This window comes from Candidatus Pelagibacter sp. HIMB1542 (assembly GCF_052047835.1).
Lineage (GTDB): Bacteria > Pseudomonadota > Alphaproteobacteria > Pelagibacterales > Pelagibacteraceae > Pelagibacter.
In genome coordinates this window covers 99,483-115,302 of sequence record NZ_JBNAJB010000001.1, presented here as the reverse complement: position 1 = coordinate 115,302, position 15,820 = coordinate 99,483, and the positions used below count along the sequence as shown (strand labels likewise).

The following is a 15,820-nucleotide window of genomic DNA, read 5'->3' as shown; positions in this document are numbered from 1 at the left end:
ACAAATTATGCTTAATTAAATTAAATATTTTAAGCAATCATCTGTTTGTGATTTATCTTGGCGCTAAGAACAATACCAAATCCGATCATAGTTGCTAACATAGAGGAACCCCCATAGGACATTATCGGTAATGGAGAACCAACAATTGGCAATAAACCTAAAACCATTGAAAGATTTACAACAATGTAAATGAATATTGCAAAAGCAAATCCAAAACAGAATAACCTTGAAAAATTGCTTCTTGAGATAGCACCTATTCTCAAAATTCTGATAATAATAATTGAATACAAAATTAATAATCCTACTGATCCTATAAATCCAAACTCTTCAGAAAACAAAGTGAATATAAAATCAGTATGTTTTTCAGGTAAAAAATCCAAATAACTTTGTGTGCCTTTTAAAAAACCTTTACCCTCTAAGCCACCAGAACCTATTGCTATTTTTGACTGAATTATTTGATAACCAGCGCCCAATGGATCTCTATCAGGGTCTAAAAAAGTCAATATTCTCAATTTTTGATAAGGCTTTAAGAAAGAAATTACAAAAGGTAGTGATATTAAAAAAACTATAAAAGAATAAATAAAATATTTTATCTTAACGCCTCCCAACCATAAAACAATTAGTCCACTTGATGCAATGAGAATTGAAGTTCCTAAATCTGGTTGAGAGAGCACCATAATAATTGGTATTAAAATTATAGTAATAACTTTCATGATACTTGTAACTGAGTTTACATTTTCAATTTTAACCCTGTGATAATATTTTGCTAAGCAAAGTATAATTGCTATTTTCATTAACTCGGATGGCTGTAAATTAAATAAATATAAATCCATCCATCTTCTTGAGCCTGATGATTTTATTCCAAAAAAAGAAACATAAATTAGTAGAAGAATTACAGCTATATAAAACAAGTATGATAAGTTGTGCCACCATCTAATATTAAAAAACGCAATTAATATCATTAAAGGGAAAAAAACTACTATTTTACTAAAATGACTTTTTGTATGAAATAGAATTTCTCCTCCATCTGTTGAATACATCACAAATAAACTTAATATTGAAAGTAAAAATATACTTATCAGTAAAACATAATCTAACTCTTTAACCTTTTGCCAGAAAGTAAGTTCGTTATTTAATCTATCGTGTTGAAACATCAAATTTCTATTTCCTCAAAATTTTTTTGTTTATTTCTTAAATCGTTTCTATCAATTATTAATTTGAACAATTCTTTTGCAATTGGTGCTGCAGTTTTACTTCCTGAGCCACCATGCTCAACTATAATACTTAATGCATATCTTGGATTAATATAAGGACCATAAGCAACAAATAATGCGTGATCTCGGTCTTTATAAGGGATTTGCTCAATTTTAAGGTCAAGTTCTCTTTCTCGCATGCTAATTCTCTTAACTTGCGCAGTTCCAGTTTTGCCAGCAAATTGATATTTTGGATCATCTATTCTAGATTTATATGATGTGCCGTATAATTCATTAGTTGAACTAAACATGGCCTCTTGAACAATTTTTATATTTTTGGGATTCTCAAATAATTTTTTTTTTTCAGAAAATAAAGACTCTTCTTCAAATTTATTTTTAGCTTCTTCGAAAGAAACAGTATTATTATCAACTATTATTCTTGGTTTTATAGAGTAACCTCCATTAGCAATCTGAGCTGTCATAAGGCATAATTGAAGTGGAGTTGTTTGCGTATAACCTTGACCTATTCCAGTTATTAATGTTTCTCCAAGCACCCATCCTTTTCCAAGATTATTTTTTTTCCATTTAGTGTTTGGAAACAAACCTGGTTTCTCAAAATCAAAATAATCTCCTAACACTTTTTTACCAAGTCCAAATTTTTCAGCTGTAATATTTAATCGATCTACTCCTAGTAATCTTGAAACTTCATAAAAATAAGTATCACATGATTGTTTCATTGCATTTTTTAAACTTACAAATCCATGACCTTTTTCTTTCCAACAGTGAAAAGTCTGTCCATAGAGCTCCATCTTGCCAGTGCATTTAACTTTAAAACTTGGACTAACAATTTTGTTTTCTAAAGCAGATAAAGCTACAATTGGTTTTATTGTAGATCCCGGAGAATAAAGTCCTGCAAGTGTCTTATTTACTAGTGGTTTTAATGGATTATTTCTAATTAATGACCAATCATCATTACTTATTCCAAATAAAAATTTGTTTGGGTCATAAGAAGGAGAAGAGTACATTGCTATGATATCACCCGTATAAATATCCATCACACTTATAGATCCAGCTCGTTCATTTAAAAGTTTTCCACAAGCTTTTTGAACCTCAGTATCAACAGTTAATCTTACTCTTAAACCTTGTTTTCCTTTTTGATGCTCAAGTTGATTAATCCTTTTTCCATAAGCATTTACTTCATACCTTTGGATGGCATTTGTACCAATCAAGTAATTTTCTAAAGTTTTTTCTAGACCTAATTTTCCAATTTTCATACCTGGAACAAATCTTTCTTGAACTGTTTCATTAGCCAAAATCTCTTCTTCATTAGGTTGACTGACATATCCTAGAATATGAGTATAAGTTTCGCTAAAAGGGTAATTTCTTGAAATGGTCATAACTGGTTTAACACCAACTAAGTCATACAAATAATTATTTATTTTTAAAAAATCACTCCAAGATAAATTTTCAGAAACAATAATACTTTCCCAAGGTTTTAATTTATTTTTTGATTTTACAATTTTTTCTATTTTTTTATCACTCAAGTTAAGTAGAGTTTTTAATCGAGTTAACAAATAATTGAAGTTTTCAACTTGTTCAGGAATTATATGAAGTTGGTATACTTTTAAATTTCCGGCTATGACATTGCCAAAATAATCCACTATATCACCTCTTATTGGTGGCAACTTCCACTCTCTAATTCTATTTTTATCTGAAAGAGTAAGGTATTTTTTATTTTCATTAACTTGCAGAGAAAAAAGTCTAGCTATAATTCCTGTAAATATAATTATTTTTGCAGCACCAATAATAAACATCCGTCTATTAATTACGTCTGTTTTTCTAATACCTGAATTACCACTAATCATTCTGTTTATTTGAAATTTTGCTATTTAAAATGTTGAATAAAATAAAAAATAATGGGTAAAATAAAAAAGTAAAACCAGAATTTATTAAGTAGTCCATATAATCTACCTGATATAAAAATACTAAATCTAAAATTATTACTTGAATTGAATTAATAAGCAAAACAGCAACAATAAATGAAAGCCAATCATTTATAAATTTTGGACTTAGTGTAATTTGTCTAATATATGAGGTAATGGTACAAATTAGTAAGTAACAAAAACTGCTTATTCCAATTGGGATACCAATTACTACGTCGTTAACAATTCCTGCTAAGAAAATTGAGAAATATCCCAGGTAATCCGGATTTCTTAAAGTCCAAAAAAAAATTAAAATGAAAATAAAGTTGAATGAAAAATATTCTAACTTTAGATAATTAAAGTCAAATTCATTAAACACTGAAAAAAATAAAAAAATAATCGGCAAATAAGAAAGGAATGATCTAAAAAATGTACTTTTATTCAATGAAGCCATTATTGACCCTCCCCTATTTTAAATTCTACAATCTTTACAAAAGTTAATTGTCCAAAATCAGAAAAAAAACTTAGTTGATCTGAACTATTTGTTATTTTACCAACTGGAATACCTGGTTTAAAAATACCAGCAAGACCAGAAGTATATACAACAGCCTCATTTTCAATCTGATTTTCTTTGTACTCATCTTTGGTGTATTCAATAATTCCATGATCCTTACCAGTTCCAGAGGCTACAGCTTGTAGAAATGGAGGCTGAATAACTACTGGTATTTTGCTATTTAAATCTGACAGAAGTAGAGCTCTTGAATTTGAATAATTTACCTCAATAATTTGACCGACCAAATAATTTCGATCCATTACTGTCATTCCCATCTTTACATTATCTTTAGTCCCTCTATTCAAGACTATTGATTTTAAATATGGACTTTCTCTATCAATTAAGACTCTTGCAAATATATCTTCTGAATTTATGCTTTCATCAATCAGCTCTCTAAGTCTTTTATTTTCAGCAGTTAAAATAGTATTTAATACTTTAATCTCATCTGTATTCTCTATTTTAATTAATTGATTTTGACGATTTTTATAAAAATCAAGGTATGATTTAATTTTAGATATTACCTCTTCAATTTTATTTTCTGGTACAGATACAACATAAGAAGATCTATATATTACTTCGTTAATTCCTAATTTAACAAGTTGAATTGGTTTAAAATTAAAATTACTTAAAATTATTACAACAACAGATAAAATAATTAAGCTTATAAGTGAAAACTTTTGTTGATCTTTCTTTTTTAAAAAAACTGATCTTAAGGCAATTACAAAGTCGTCTCTGCCTTTTACCATCTTTTAATATTCAGACAACATAGTAGAAAAAGTTTCCTCCTGATCCAAAGCTTTACCAGTTCCAACTGCAACACAAGACAATGGATCATCAGCAACATGTACTGGTAAACCTGTTTCCTTTGAGAATCTTTTATCAATATTTTTTAATAAGGCTCCACCACCAGTTAAAGTAAGACCCATATCTACTAGATCAGCGGATAATTCAGGAGGAGTATTTTCTAAAGCATCTTTTATTGCACTAACCATTTCTTTCAATATATCATTTAGTGCCTCAGCAGTATCTTCCTCAGTAATATTTACTTCTTTAGGAGTACCTGATCTTAAATCTCTACCTTTTACTGGGTAAGTGTTAGTTCCTGTTGGAACAGCTGTACCCATTTCCTTTTTAATTTTTTCAGCAGTAGTATCTCCAATAAGCAAATTATATTCTTTTCTCATATAATTAACTATTGCTGTATCCATTGCATCACCAGCAACTCTTAAAGATTTAGAATAAACCAATCCACCTAGTGACATGACTGCTATCTCACTGGTGCCACCACCTATATCGACAATCATTGACCCTGTGGCTTCAGAAATTGGAAGTCCAGCTCCAATAGCTGCAGCAATTGGTTCTTCAATTAATTGAACTCTTCTTGCTCCCGCAGCTAATGCGCTGTCTTGGATTGCTTTTCTTTCAACTGGTGTTGACCCAGTTGGTACACAAATTAAAATTCTAGGATTGGCAAAAGTACTTCCTTTATGAACTTTTTTTATAAAGTGTTTGATCATCTCTTCTGTAACTATAAAGTCTGCTATAACACCATCTCTTAAAGGTCTGATAGCACTAATGTTCCCAGGTGTTCTTCCAAGCATTGTTTTGGCTTCATCACCAACAGCTAAAACATTTTTCTTTCCGCCTTGATCAACAATTGCAACAACAGATGGTTCATTAAGAACAACACCTTTTCCTTTTAATACCACTAATGTATTTGCTGTTCCAAGATCAATTGCCATATCTTGGCTCCAAACTTTTTTAACACTATCGAATAATCCCATTATATTCCCCTTACCTTTTGACTTTCTTGCTCCATTGGAGCTGTTTTATCTCGTTTAATTATCATTTTATTTAAAGCATTTATGTAAGCATTTGCAGAAGCAACTAAAGTATCAGTATCTGCTGCTTGACCCACAGTAGTTTTTCCATTTTCCTCAATTTTTACACTTACGGTTGCTTGAGCATCGGTGCCTTCAGTTACAGCATGCACTTGATAAAGCTGTAAATTTACATCATGAGGATAAAGAGTTTTTATACATTTAAATATTGCATCAACTGGTCCATCCCCAGTTTCTGCAGCTTGTTTTACATCTCCATATACATCTAAAGTCATCTCTGCTTTTTGAGGTTCTCCTGTACCAGCAAATACTTTTAATGATTTTAAGTTAATTGCGCTAACTTTATTATCAACAATTAAACTATCATCGACTAGTGCAATAATATCTTCATCATAAACATGTTTTTTCTTATCTGCTAAAACCTTAAACTTTGCAAATGCATTTCCTACTACATCATCTGTTAAATCTGGATAACCCAAACTGTTTAATTTATCTTTAAAAGCATGACGTCCAGAATGTTTGCCCATTACTAATGAGGTTTGTTTAACTCCAACACTCTCTGGGGTCATAATTTCATAAGTCTGTCTATTTTTTAACATTCCATCTTGATGAATGCCTGCCTCATGTGCGAATGCATTTTTTCCAACAATTGCTTTATTATATTGGACTGGAAATCCAGTAGCATTTGAAACTATCTTTGATGCCTTGCTTAATAAAGTTGTGTTAATTCCAGTTTCGTAAGGCATTAAGTCTGGTCTTGTCTTAATTGCCATTACAACTTCTTCTAATGCAGCATTACCTGCTCTCTCACCTAAACCATTAATAGTACATTCAATTTGTCTTGCACCTGCTTGAACGCCAGCTAAAGAATTAGCTACCGCTAAGCCTAAATCATTATGGCAATGAGTAGATAAAATTGCTTTATCAATGTTAGGAACTTTATTTAAGAGCGTTTCAATAATTGTTGTGAACTCAGATGGTATTGTATAACCAACAGTATCAGGAATATTAATTGTTGTTGCTCCATTTTTAATTGCAAGCTCAACTGTTTTACACATATAATCCATATCAGTTCTTGTCCCATCTTCACATGACCACTCAACATCATCAGTAAATTTTCTTGCATAAGAAACGTGTTTACCAATTGACTCATAAACATCTTCAGGTGACATATTTAATTTATGCTTCATATGTAATGGACTTGTAGAAATAAAAGTATGTATTCTAAATCTAGGAGCATGCTTTAGTGCTTCATAAGCTCTATCAATATCTTTTACTGAATGTCTAGATAATCCTGCTGGAATAGAATTTTTTAAAATCTTACTAACTTCAGAAACTGCCTCAAAATCTCCTGGTGATGCTATAGGAAAACCTGCTTCGATAATATCAATTCCCAATTCATCAAATACTCGAGCAATCTGAATTTTTTCTTCTAAACTCATCGATGCGCCAGGTGATTGCTCGCCATCACGCATAGTTGTATCAAATATAAATACTCTATCTTTGTAGCTCATAATAAAAATTTTTGGAAAATCTATAATACAATCTATAAGAGAGATTGCAAAATAATTAGTATAAATAGCTTAATTTTTTCATTCATTTTAGGTGATACAAATATTAATTATAAATAGACTCAATTTTAGGCATCAAGTGCAAAAGTTCCTTTGTGTATTCATGGCTAGGGTTCAAAAATAAATCCTCAGTATTTGAAACTTCACATAACTTACCATCTTTTAGAACTCCAATTCTATCACACATTTGTCTTACAACCGGTAAGTCATGACTAATAAATAAAATAGTTAAATTTAATTGCTCTTGAAGATCTTTTAACAAATTTAGTATTTGTGCTTGAATACTAACGTCTAATGCAGATGTGGGTTCATCACAAACTAAGAGTCTTGGCTGAGTTGCTAAAGCTCTCGCAATCGAAATTCTTTGTCTTTGACCACCAGAAAATTCATGTGGATATCTATCTGCTGATTTTTTAGACATTTCAACAGAGTCTAATAAATCATAGACATAATTATTTAGATCAGAATTAGATATCGAAGGATTGTGAAGCGTAATAGGCTCAGCAATAATATCTTTTACTTTTAATCTACCATTTAATGATGAATAGGGATCTTGAAAAATCATTTGTATTTGTTTTCTAAATTTCATTAGCTCTGACCTATTTTTTATCTTTGTAATACAAGTTTTATCAAAAAATATATCTCCTGATGAAGGTTTAAATAAATTTACAATCATTTTTGCAATAGTTGATTTTCCGCTACCACTTTCACCTACTAATCCAAATGACTCACCTTCTTTTATTTCGAATGAAACATTATTTACAGCTAACACAGAATTTTTAGAATTTTCTGTAAAAAAATTTTCATCAAAACTTTTATTTAGATTTTTTACTTGAACTAAATCTTGATTGGTAATTTCTTTTTTAGTCCATCTATTCAAAATTTTGATGTTATTTTCTTTATTTTTATTTTCTTTTTCTACTATTACAAATCTTGAAATTTTCTTGTTAGTAGGTGGAACCGAACTTACAAGACTTTTAGTATAACTTTGTTGAGGAGTTGTTAATATTTTTTTTGTTTCGCCAATTTCAACTAAATTTCCACTTTTCATCACAGCTACACGATTGGCAGTTTCAGCAATAACACCCATATCATGAGTAATTAAAATCACAGCTAAGTTTCTTTCTTTTGTTAGTTTTTTAATTAAATCTAAAATTTGTGATTGAATAGAAACATCTAGAGCAGTAGTAGGTTCATCAGCAATTAGTAATTCTGGTTCGCAACATAAGGCCAAAGAAATAACTACTCTTTGTCTCATTCCTCCTGAAAACTGATGAGGATAATCATTAAATCTTTTTTCAGCATCCTTAATTCCAACTTCTTTTAATAAATTAATAGATTTATTTTTTGCTACCTCTTTGCTTAAATTTAGATGAGTTTGTATAGTTTCAATTAACTGTTCACCAACTGTTAATATTGGATTTAAAGATGTTTGTGGGTCTTGAAATATTAATCCAATTTTATTACCTCGATATTTGATTATACTCTCTGAGTTTTCATGAATATTTAAGTCTCCCAAAATTACTGATCCACTCGAGACTTTTCCTGGTTCATCAATTAAATTAATAATAGCATTTCCAACAGTGCTTTTTCCAGAGCCAGACTCTCCAACCAATCCTAAAATTTCACCTTTGTTTACCTCAATATTTACATTTTTGGCTGCGTAAACAGTCTCTTTACGCATTTTATAATCAACACTTAAATTATTTATTTTTAAAAAACTCATTTTTTTAATTTTGGATTTAAAGTGTCTCTCATCCAATCTCCTAATAAATTAATGGAAAAAGCTAAAATCACCAAAAAAATTGCTGGAAAAAATGTAATCCACCATTCTCCAGAAAATAAAAAATCATTTCCTAATCTTATTAATGTACCTAAAGAAGGAGTTGTTGGTGGAACCCCAACACCCAAAAAACTTAAAGTCGACTCTGCCAAGATAGCAAGAGCTAGACCAATTGTACCGATGACCAAAACTGGTCTCATAATATTTGGTAAAATATGTTTAAACATAATTACTATATTTGAAACACCAATTATCGTTGAGGCAGAAACATAGTCTTTATTTTTTTCTACCAAAGTTGCTGCCCTAGATACTCTTGCAAACTGTGGCCATTCGGAAATTCCAATAGCAAAAATTAAAACATATATGGCCATTTCATCATGCATTTCTCTTGAAATTAATCCTCTTGCTATTCCATCAACCAAGAGTGCCATCAATATACTTGGTACAGTCAACTGGACATCTGTAAGCCTCATTACTACCATTTCATATTTGCCGCCAAAATATCCAGCTGTTAATCCTAAACCAACACCAAGAACTAGACTAAATATAATTGCAGCAAAACCAACAATAAGAGATATTCTACATCCGTATAAAATGGTTGATAACATATCTCTTCCTTGACCATCTGTTCCTAGAATAAATTGCGCTAAACCATCTTCTGTCCAAGATGGCGGTGTAAATGCATCCATCAAAGATAAAGATGATGGATCAAAAGGAGTGTAAGGTGTTAAAAATTCAATAAAAAAAGAACAGAAAAAAATAACAAATAAAATTGCTGAAGATATAATTGCTGTCGGAGATTTTATGAAGCTATGATAGATATCACTATCCTTGATTCTTTCCCATCTTGTTAAATTTAAATTATCATCCACTTGCGGCATCTCCTTTAACTCTAATTCTTGGATCAATAAAATAATATAGGATATCAACTATAAAATTTATCATCACAAAAACAAATGCGATGAAAACTAAATAAGCTGACATAATTGGTATATCCACAAACTGAACAGCTTGAATAAACAAGAAACCCATTCCAGGCCATTGAAAAACAGTTTCAGTAATAATTGAAAACGCGATTAAAGTTCCAATATTAATTCCAGCAATCGTTATTACAGGTATCAAACCATTTTTTAGTGCGTGTTTATATTTAATACTATCTTCACTAATTCCACGTGCTCTGGCAAATTTTATATAATCAGTTTGTAAGATTTCCATCATTTCAGCTCTTACTAGCCTGATGATATATGTCATTTGAAAAAGACTTAATGTAACTGATGGAAGAATTATAGCTTTAAGACCTGAAACTGTTAAAAAACCTGTTGTCCAAAATCCTATATCAACAACTTCTCCTCTACCAAAAGAAGGAAGTACTCCTAGAATTACAGCAAATAAGTAAATAAATAATATACCAATTACAAATGTGGGGAGTGACACTCCAAGCAATGAAATTGCTAAAACAAAGTCACTTAAAAAACCCTTTCTATTTATACCTGTATAAACTCCTAAAAGAGTTCCTGTTACTAATGCTATCAAAGCAGAAATTACAACAAGCTCAATAGTAGCTGGTAATCTCTCAACAATCAGTTCAGACACAGGTCTTCTTAATTGATAAGAAATACCAAACTCCCCTTTAGACGCATTAATTACAAATCTTGAGAATTGAACATGAATTGGATCCATTAAACCCAATGTTTCTCTTAATTCAGCTCTTTCTTCATCTGAAGTTTCTTCTCCTACCATGTTGTTTATTGGGTCTCCAACAAAATTAAATAAAGAGAAAGAAACAAAGGCAACAACTAGCATTACCAAAGCTGATTGAAATAATCTTTTAAAAAAATACTTTATCAATTTATGAGGATTTTAAATTTATAAGCCCCTTATAAATTTAAGGGGCTTATAATAATTTTAATTTAATTTACGCTAGCAGCTCTAAATAACGGTTCGTTATTAGGTCTGATAGGAACGTTCACGTTACTTTTAGATGCCCAAGAAATAACTTGGTGGTGTAAAGGAAGATAAGCAATATCATCTTTTACAATTTTCCAAGCATTTGCAATTGCAGCGTTTCTTTTATCTAAATCAACTTCACCTTCCATAACTCTAATTGCAGCATCTACATCAGGGTTACTGAAGTTAACTTTGTTCCAACTAGCACCTGTTTCATATAAATAATGAAATACGTAATGACTGTCTAAAGTTGGTACACCCCATCCAAGCATATAAAAATCACCTTGGTCATCTTTTAGCTCTTTGAAGTGTTTACTTTTTGTTTGAGCAAACAAGTTAACATTAACTCCAATTTTACCTAACATTCCAACAACAGCTGTACAAATTGCTTCATCGTTTACATATCTATCGTTTGGACATCTTAGTTCTACATCGAACCCGTTAGGATAACCTGCGCTAGCTAAAAGTTTTTTTGCTGCATCAACATCATAAGGTAATCTTTTATCAAGTTCTGCTGTGTAACCATTTACTCCTGGGAATGTAATTATTCCAGCTGGCTCACTTAGACCTCTCATTACTTTTTTCTTGATAGCATCAATGTCAATTGCTTGATAAAGAGCTTGTCTAACTTCTTTTTTCTTGAAAGGATTATCACCAGTGTTTCCAGTTCTTAATTTATCTGCTGCTTGATCCATTCCTAAAAAGATTGTTCTCATCTGCGGTGTACTTACAACTTGATGTCCTGAAGAAGAACCAATTCTTTTTAAATCTTGAACAGGTGCATCAGTCACTAAATCAATCTCACCAGATAGTAAGGCGGCTACTCTTGTTGCGGCATTTTTAATTGGAAGTAACTCAATTTGCTTTATGCCATCATCTTCCATATCACCCCACCAATGCTTATTTCTTTTAAACACTGTTTTTGTGTTTGGTTCTCTCAAAGTAATTTTAAATGGACCCGTTCCCAAAGCATTAGTTGCTGAAAAAGTTTCTTGTCCTGCATCCCAATTCTGAGGAGACATTGCAAAGTTTTTTTCAGACCAAGCTCTAGACATTATAAAAATGTTTGACAGTTGATTTAAAAGTATAGGATTAGGTTTGCTTGTTGTAATTTTAACAGCATATTCCCCAACCGCTTTAACATCAGATATTGTGCTTATATATTCTTTGAAATCAGATGTTCTTTGTTTAGCTCTTAATATGCTAAATACAACATCAGCTGATGTCATTTTAGAACCATCAGAAAATTTTACATCTTCTCTTAAATTAAAGATCCAAGTATTAGGATCTGTAGCTGTCCATTTTCTTGCTAACGCTGGTTCAATTTTCATATCTACTGCTCTTTGAACAAGAGCTTCATAAACTTGTCTAGATACTTGAGTGGTTGGACCTTCGTTTTGTGCGTGTGGATCTAGTGTAAGACTGTCTCCTTGCATTGACCATTTGATAGTTTTTGCCCATGCTGAAGAAAATCCAAATACCAGAACTAATGATAGTAATATTCTTACTAAATTTTTAGCTTTCATAATTAACCTCTTTTTTAAATTTATAAAAAAATTATAAGTGAAAAAAAAAGATTATTACAGATATAAAATTCTATTAATAATTAATTTTTATCGCTATCAACTAATTTTTTCTTACTTATCCAAGGCATCATGGCTCTTAGCTCTGCCCCAACTTTTTCTACAGAATGTTCAGCCAATTTCGCTCTAGTTGCTAAAAAGTTTTTTTGACCAGTTTTGCACTCATCCATCCACTCTTTGGTAAATTTACCTGATTGAATATCTGCCAAAACTTCTTTCATTCTTTTCTTTGTTTCTTCCTTATTGATAATTCTTGGACCAGATTGATACTCACCATATTCAGCAGTATTTGAAATTGAATAATTCATATTTGCAATTCCACCTTCATAGATCAAATCAACAATTAATTTAACTTCATGAACTGTTTCGAAATATGCCATCTCTGGTTCATACCCAGCTTCAACTAAAGTTTCATATCCATTTTTAATTAGTTCAACTAAACCACCACATAAAACAGTTTGTTCACCAAATAAGTCTGTTTCAACTTCGTCTTTGAAAGTAGTTTCAATAATACCTGATCTTCCTCCACCTACTGCTGAAGCATAGGAAAGAGCTAAATCTCTTGCTTTACCAGATCCATCTTGATGAACAGCAAACAAACATGGAACTCCACCACCTTTTTCATATTCGCTTCTTACTAAATGACCAGGTCCTTTTGGAGCAACCATAAATACATCTAAATCTTTTCTTGCTTTAATTAAGTCATAGTGAACATTTAAACCATGAGCAAAAGCAATACTTGTTCCTTCTCTCACTCTTTGTTCAATATGATTTTTATAAATTTCAGCTTGTAATTCATCTGGAGTTAATATCATAACAACATCTGCCCAAGCAGCTGCATCAGATAAATTCATCACTTTTAAACCTTTTGATTCAGCCTTAGCAACACTTGATGAACCTTCTCTTAACGCAACAACAATTTCTTTAACTCCACTATCCTTTAGATTAAGTGCATGAGCGTGGCCTTGGCTCCCATAACCAAAAATCGCAATTTTTTTATTTTTAATTAAATCTACATCTGCATCTTTTTCATAAAACATTTTCATAATTTATCTCCTATTAATTAGTTAAAAATTTTTGCACCTCTTGTCATTGCAACAGCCCCTGTTCTTGAAGTGCTTATAAGTCCCAAGGGTTTTAATTTTTTGTTCATTTTATCAATCTCTCGTCTAAGTGCTGTTATTTGAATAACTGCAGATGATTTTGTTTCATCCAATACTACTGGGTTAAATTTTTTACAAGCATTTAAACATTTCTCAATTTTATTTTTTTTACCTACAATTTTAAATAAAGCCATCTCTTTAAAAATCACGTCTTTATCGTCTCTTTTAAATTCAGCAACTTTGTGTACAGGAACTAATTTGGTTAATTGCAGTCTAATCTGGTCAATTACTTGTGGTGTTCCAGTTGTTACAATTGTTATTCTGGATATGTTTTTGATAGCATCAATTTCTGCTACTGCCAAAGACTCAATATTATAACCTCTGCCAGAAAACAGGCCAACCACTCTTGCAAGAACACCCGCTTCATTATCTACCCAAACTACAAAAATATAAGTATCTGATTTTTGTTTTATAGATGGAGAGCTATAAGCTGACTTTGATTTTGGCATTTTGATTAAACTAAGGCTTTGCCTTTTCCTTTTATTTTATTCTCTTCTTGATCGTTTGGTCCTAAGATCATTTGATTATGAGGTTTACCTGAAGGTATCATTGGGAAACAGTTTTCATTTGGATCCACATGACAATCAAAAATAACAGGACCATTATGGTCAACCATTTCTTGAATTTTTTCATCTAGCTCTAATGGATTATCAGCCTTAATTCCTTTACAGCCATAAGCATCAGCCATTTTCATAAAATCTGGTAATGCTTCTGAATAACTTTCAGAATAATTCTTTTCATGAAGAAGCTCTTGCCACTGTCTTACCATTCCCATGTACTGGTTATTCAAAATAAATATTTTTATTGGCAAATTGTATTGAACAGCCGTGGACATCTCTTGCATTGTCATTAAAACTGATGCTTCTCCTGCAATATCAATAACTAATTTTTCTGGATGAGCTACTTGAACTCCAACAGCTGCTGGTAATCCATAACCCATGGTTCCTAATCCACCTGAAGTCATCCATCTATTGGGTTTGTTAAATTTATAATGTTGAGCAGCCCACATTTGATGCTGACCTACTTCTGTTGTTACATAAGTATCTTTATTTTTTGTTAACTCATAAAGTCTTTGAACAGCATGTTGAGGTTTTATGCTATCTTCACTGTTAATAAAATTTAAAGAGTCTTTACTTCTCCATTTTTGAATTTGTTCCCACCATTTTGCAATATTTGGTTTATTTGATTTACCATTACCATTTTTCTTTTTAGCAATTGTTTTGTTTACTTTATCAATTACTTTCATTACATCACCTACGATTGCAAGATCTACTTTAATAATTTTATTAATTGATGATGGATCAATATCAATATGAACTTTTTTTGAATTAGGAGAGAACTCATCAATTTTTCCAGTAATACGGTCATCAAATCTTGCGCCAATGTTTATTAATAAATCACAGTCATGCATTGCATTGTTTGCTTCATAAGTTCCGTGCATTCCTAGCATTCCTAAAAACTGATTATCGTCTCCAGGATAAGCACCTAGACCTTGCAAAGTTGAAGTAATTGGAAATCCTGTTAGCACAACAAATTTTTTAAGAGCTTCACTTGCTTTTGGTCCTGAATTAATTACGCCTCCGCCACTATAAATTATTGGCTTCTTTGCTTTACTAATTAAATTAATTAATTGGTCAATTTCATCAGTTGAAAACTTACTGTGAGATTTGCCATTTAATCTTTTTTCTTTTTTTGGTTTTTTATATTTTGCTTTTGCAAATTGAATATCTTTTGGAATATCAATTAATACAGGACCTGGTCTTCCAGTTGTTGCAACTTTAAATGCTTCATGCATAACATCTGAAAGGTCGTTGATATCTTTTACTAACCAGTTATGTTTTGTGCATGGTCTTGTAATTCCTGTTGTGTCACATTCTTGAAATGCATCCGTACCAATAAGGTGTGTTGGAACTTGACCAGAAATACAAACCATTGGAACTGAGTCCATGTATGCATCAGTTAAAGCTGTAACGACGTTAGTGGCACCAGGGCCTGAAGTAACTAAAACAACACCAGGTTTTCCAGATGATCTTGCATAACCTTCAGCTGCATGACCTGCACCTTGCTCGTGTCTTACAAGAATATGTTTAATAGATGGATGATTTTTTAACTCATCATATATTGGCAGTACAGCACCACCAGGATAACCAAAGATATGATTTACCTTTTGGTCTTCAAGACACTTAAATACGATTTCAGCTCCGGTTAATAATTTTGGCATTTCGCAATCTAGCTGAAGTTGTGCTGATTGGTCAAGGTTAAGT

General features: G+C 31.4%; 13 protein-coding genes. All 13 read right to left on the bottom strand.

Going from position 1 to position 15,820, the window contains the following annotated elements; translation table 11 throughout:
• Positions 1–29 precede the first annotated feature (29 nt).
• Positions 30–1,154: a rod shape-determining protein RodA gene (rodA, locus tag ACTTBI_RS00610; RefSeq protein ID WP_440652183.1), complete on the bottom strand. Its 1,125-nt coding sequence runs from the start codon at positions 1,152–1,154 to the stop codon at positions 30–32.
• Positions 1,154–3,058 (bottom strand): penicillin-binding protein 2, encoded by a 1,905-nt coding sequence (mrdA, locus tag ACTTBI_RS00605; protein WP_440652182.1) that lies wholly within the window; start codon positions 3,056–3,058, stop codon positions 1,154–1,156. The genes rodA and mrdA overlap by 1 nt, the downstream gene beginning before the upstream one ends.
• Positions 3,051–3,569 (bottom strand): rod shape-determining protein MreD, encoded by a 519-nt coding sequence (gene mreD, locus ACTTBI_RS00600; RefSeq protein WP_440652181.1) that lies wholly within the window; start codon positions 3,567–3,569, stop codon positions 3,051–3,053. Before mreD ends, mrdA begins: the two co-directional genes overlap by 8 nt.
• Positions 3,569–4,414 (bottom strand): rod shape-determining protein MreC, encoded by an 846-nt coding sequence (gene mreC / locus ACTTBI_RS00595; RefSeq protein WP_440652180.1) that lies wholly within the window; start codon positions 4,412–4,414, stop codon positions 3,569–3,571. The genes mreD and mreC overlap by 1 nt, the downstream gene beginning before the upstream one ends.
• Positions 4,415–4,417: 3 nt before the next feature.
• Positions 4,418–5,452: a rod shape-determining protein gene (locus ACTTBI_RS00590; RefSeq protein ID WP_262590321.1), complete on the bottom strand. Its 1,035-nt coding sequence runs from the start codon at positions 5,450–5,452 to the stop codon at positions 4,418–4,420.
• A complete protein-coding gene (locus ACTTBI_RS00585; protein WP_440652179.1) occupies positions 5,452–7,023 on the bottom strand; it encodes a 2-isopropylmalate synthase in 1,572 nt (523 codons plus the stop codon). Before ACTTBI_RS00585 ends, ACTTBI_RS00590 begins: the two co-directional genes overlap by 1 nt.
• A gap of 103 nt (positions 7,024–7,126) precedes the next feature.
• The gene (locus tag ACTTBI_RS00580) at positions 7,127–8,806 is read right to left on the bottom strand and encodes a dipeptide ABC transporter ATP-binding protein (RefSeq protein ID WP_440652178.1); all 1,680 of its coding nucleotides are present in this window, start codon (positions 8,804–8,806) and stop codon (positions 7,127–7,129) included.
• Entirely contained in the window at positions 8,803–9,735 is a 933-nt protein-coding gene (locus ACTTBI_RS00575) for an ABC transporter permease (RefSeq protein ID WP_440652177.1), read from the bottom strand. Before ACTTBI_RS00575 ends, ACTTBI_RS00580 begins: the two co-directional genes overlap by 4 nt.
• Positions 9,728–10,711 carry an ABC transporter permease gene (locus ACTTBI_RS00570; RefSeq protein ID WP_440652176.1) on the bottom strand — a complete coding sequence of 328 codons (984 nt, stop codon included), beginning with the start codon at positions 10,709–10,711 and terminating at the stop codon, positions 9,728–9,730. The genes ACTTBI_RS00575 and ACTTBI_RS00570 overlap by 8 nt, the downstream gene beginning before the upstream one ends.
• A gap of 62 nt (positions 10,712–10,773) precedes the next feature.
• The gene (locus ACTTBI_RS00565) at positions 10,774–12,336 is read right to left on the bottom strand and encodes an ABC transporter substrate-binding protein (protein ID WP_440652175.1); all 1,563 of its coding nucleotides are present in this window, start codon (positions 12,334–12,336) and stop codon (positions 10,774–10,776) included.
• Between the two features lie 80 nt (positions 12,337–12,416).
• Entirely contained in the window at positions 12,417–13,439 is a 1,023-nt protein-coding gene (ilvC, locus tag ACTTBI_RS00560) for a ketol-acid reductoisomerase (RefSeq protein WP_440652174.1), read from the bottom strand.
• 17 nt (positions 13,440–13,456) lie between these two features.
• Positions 13,457–14,005, bottom strand: a complete 549-nt coding sequence (ilvN, locus tag ACTTBI_RS00555) for an acetolactate synthase small subunit (protein WP_075506264.1) — start codon at positions 14,003–14,005, stop codon at positions 13,457–13,459.
• A gap of 5 nt (positions 14,006–14,010) precedes the next feature.
• On the bottom strand, positions 14,011–15,777 hold the full coding sequence (locus ACTTBI_RS00550; RefSeq protein ID WP_440652173.1) for an acetolactate synthase 3 large subunit: 1,767 nt from the start codon (positions 15,775–15,777) through the stop codon (positions 14,011–14,013).
• Positions 15,778–15,820 lie beyond the last annotated feature (43 nt).

Coding starts and splice junctions, on each gene's coding strand:
- mrdA (WP_440652182.1), bottom strand. CDS start 3,058: ATGATTAGTGGTAATTCAGGTATTAGAAAAACAGACGTAATTAATAGA.
- ilvC (WP_440652174.1), bottom strand. CDS start 13,439: ATGAAAATGTTTTATGAAAAAGATGCAGATGTAGATTTAATTAAAAAT.
- ACTTBI_RS00565 (WP_440652175.1), bottom strand. CDS start 12,336: ATGAAAGCTAAAAATTTAGTAAGAATATTACTATCATTAGTTCTGGTA.
- mreC (WP_440652180.1), bottom strand. CDS start 4,414: ATGGTAAAAGGCAGAGACGACTTTGTAATTGCCTTAAGATCAGTTTTT.
- rodA (WP_440652183.1), bottom strand. CDS start 1,154: ATGTTTCAACACGATAGATTAAATAACGAACTTACTTTCTGGCAAAAG.
- ACTTBI_RS00585 (WP_440652179.1), bottom strand. CDS start 7,023: ATGAGCTACAAAGATAGAGTATTTATATTTGATACAACTATGCGTGAT.
- ACTTBI_RS00580 (WP_440652178.1), bottom strand. CDS start 8,806: ATGAGTTTTTTAAAAATAAATAATTTAAGTGTTGATTATAAAATGCGT.
- mreD (WP_440652181.1), bottom strand. CDS start 3,569: ATGGCTTCATTGAATAAAAGTACATTTTTTAGATCATTCCTTTCTTAT.
- ACTTBI_RS00550 (WP_440652173.1), bottom strand. CDS start 15,777: ATGCCAAAATTATTAACCGGAGCTGAAATCGTATTTAAGTGTCTTGAA.
- ACTTBI_RS00590 (WP_262590321.1), bottom strand. CDS start 5,452: ATGGGATTATTCGATAGTGTTAAAAAAGTTTGGAGCCAAGATATGGCA.
- ilvN (WP_075506264.1), bottom strand. CDS start 14,005: ATGCCAAAATCAAAGTCAGCTTATAGCTCTCCATCTATAAAACAAAAA.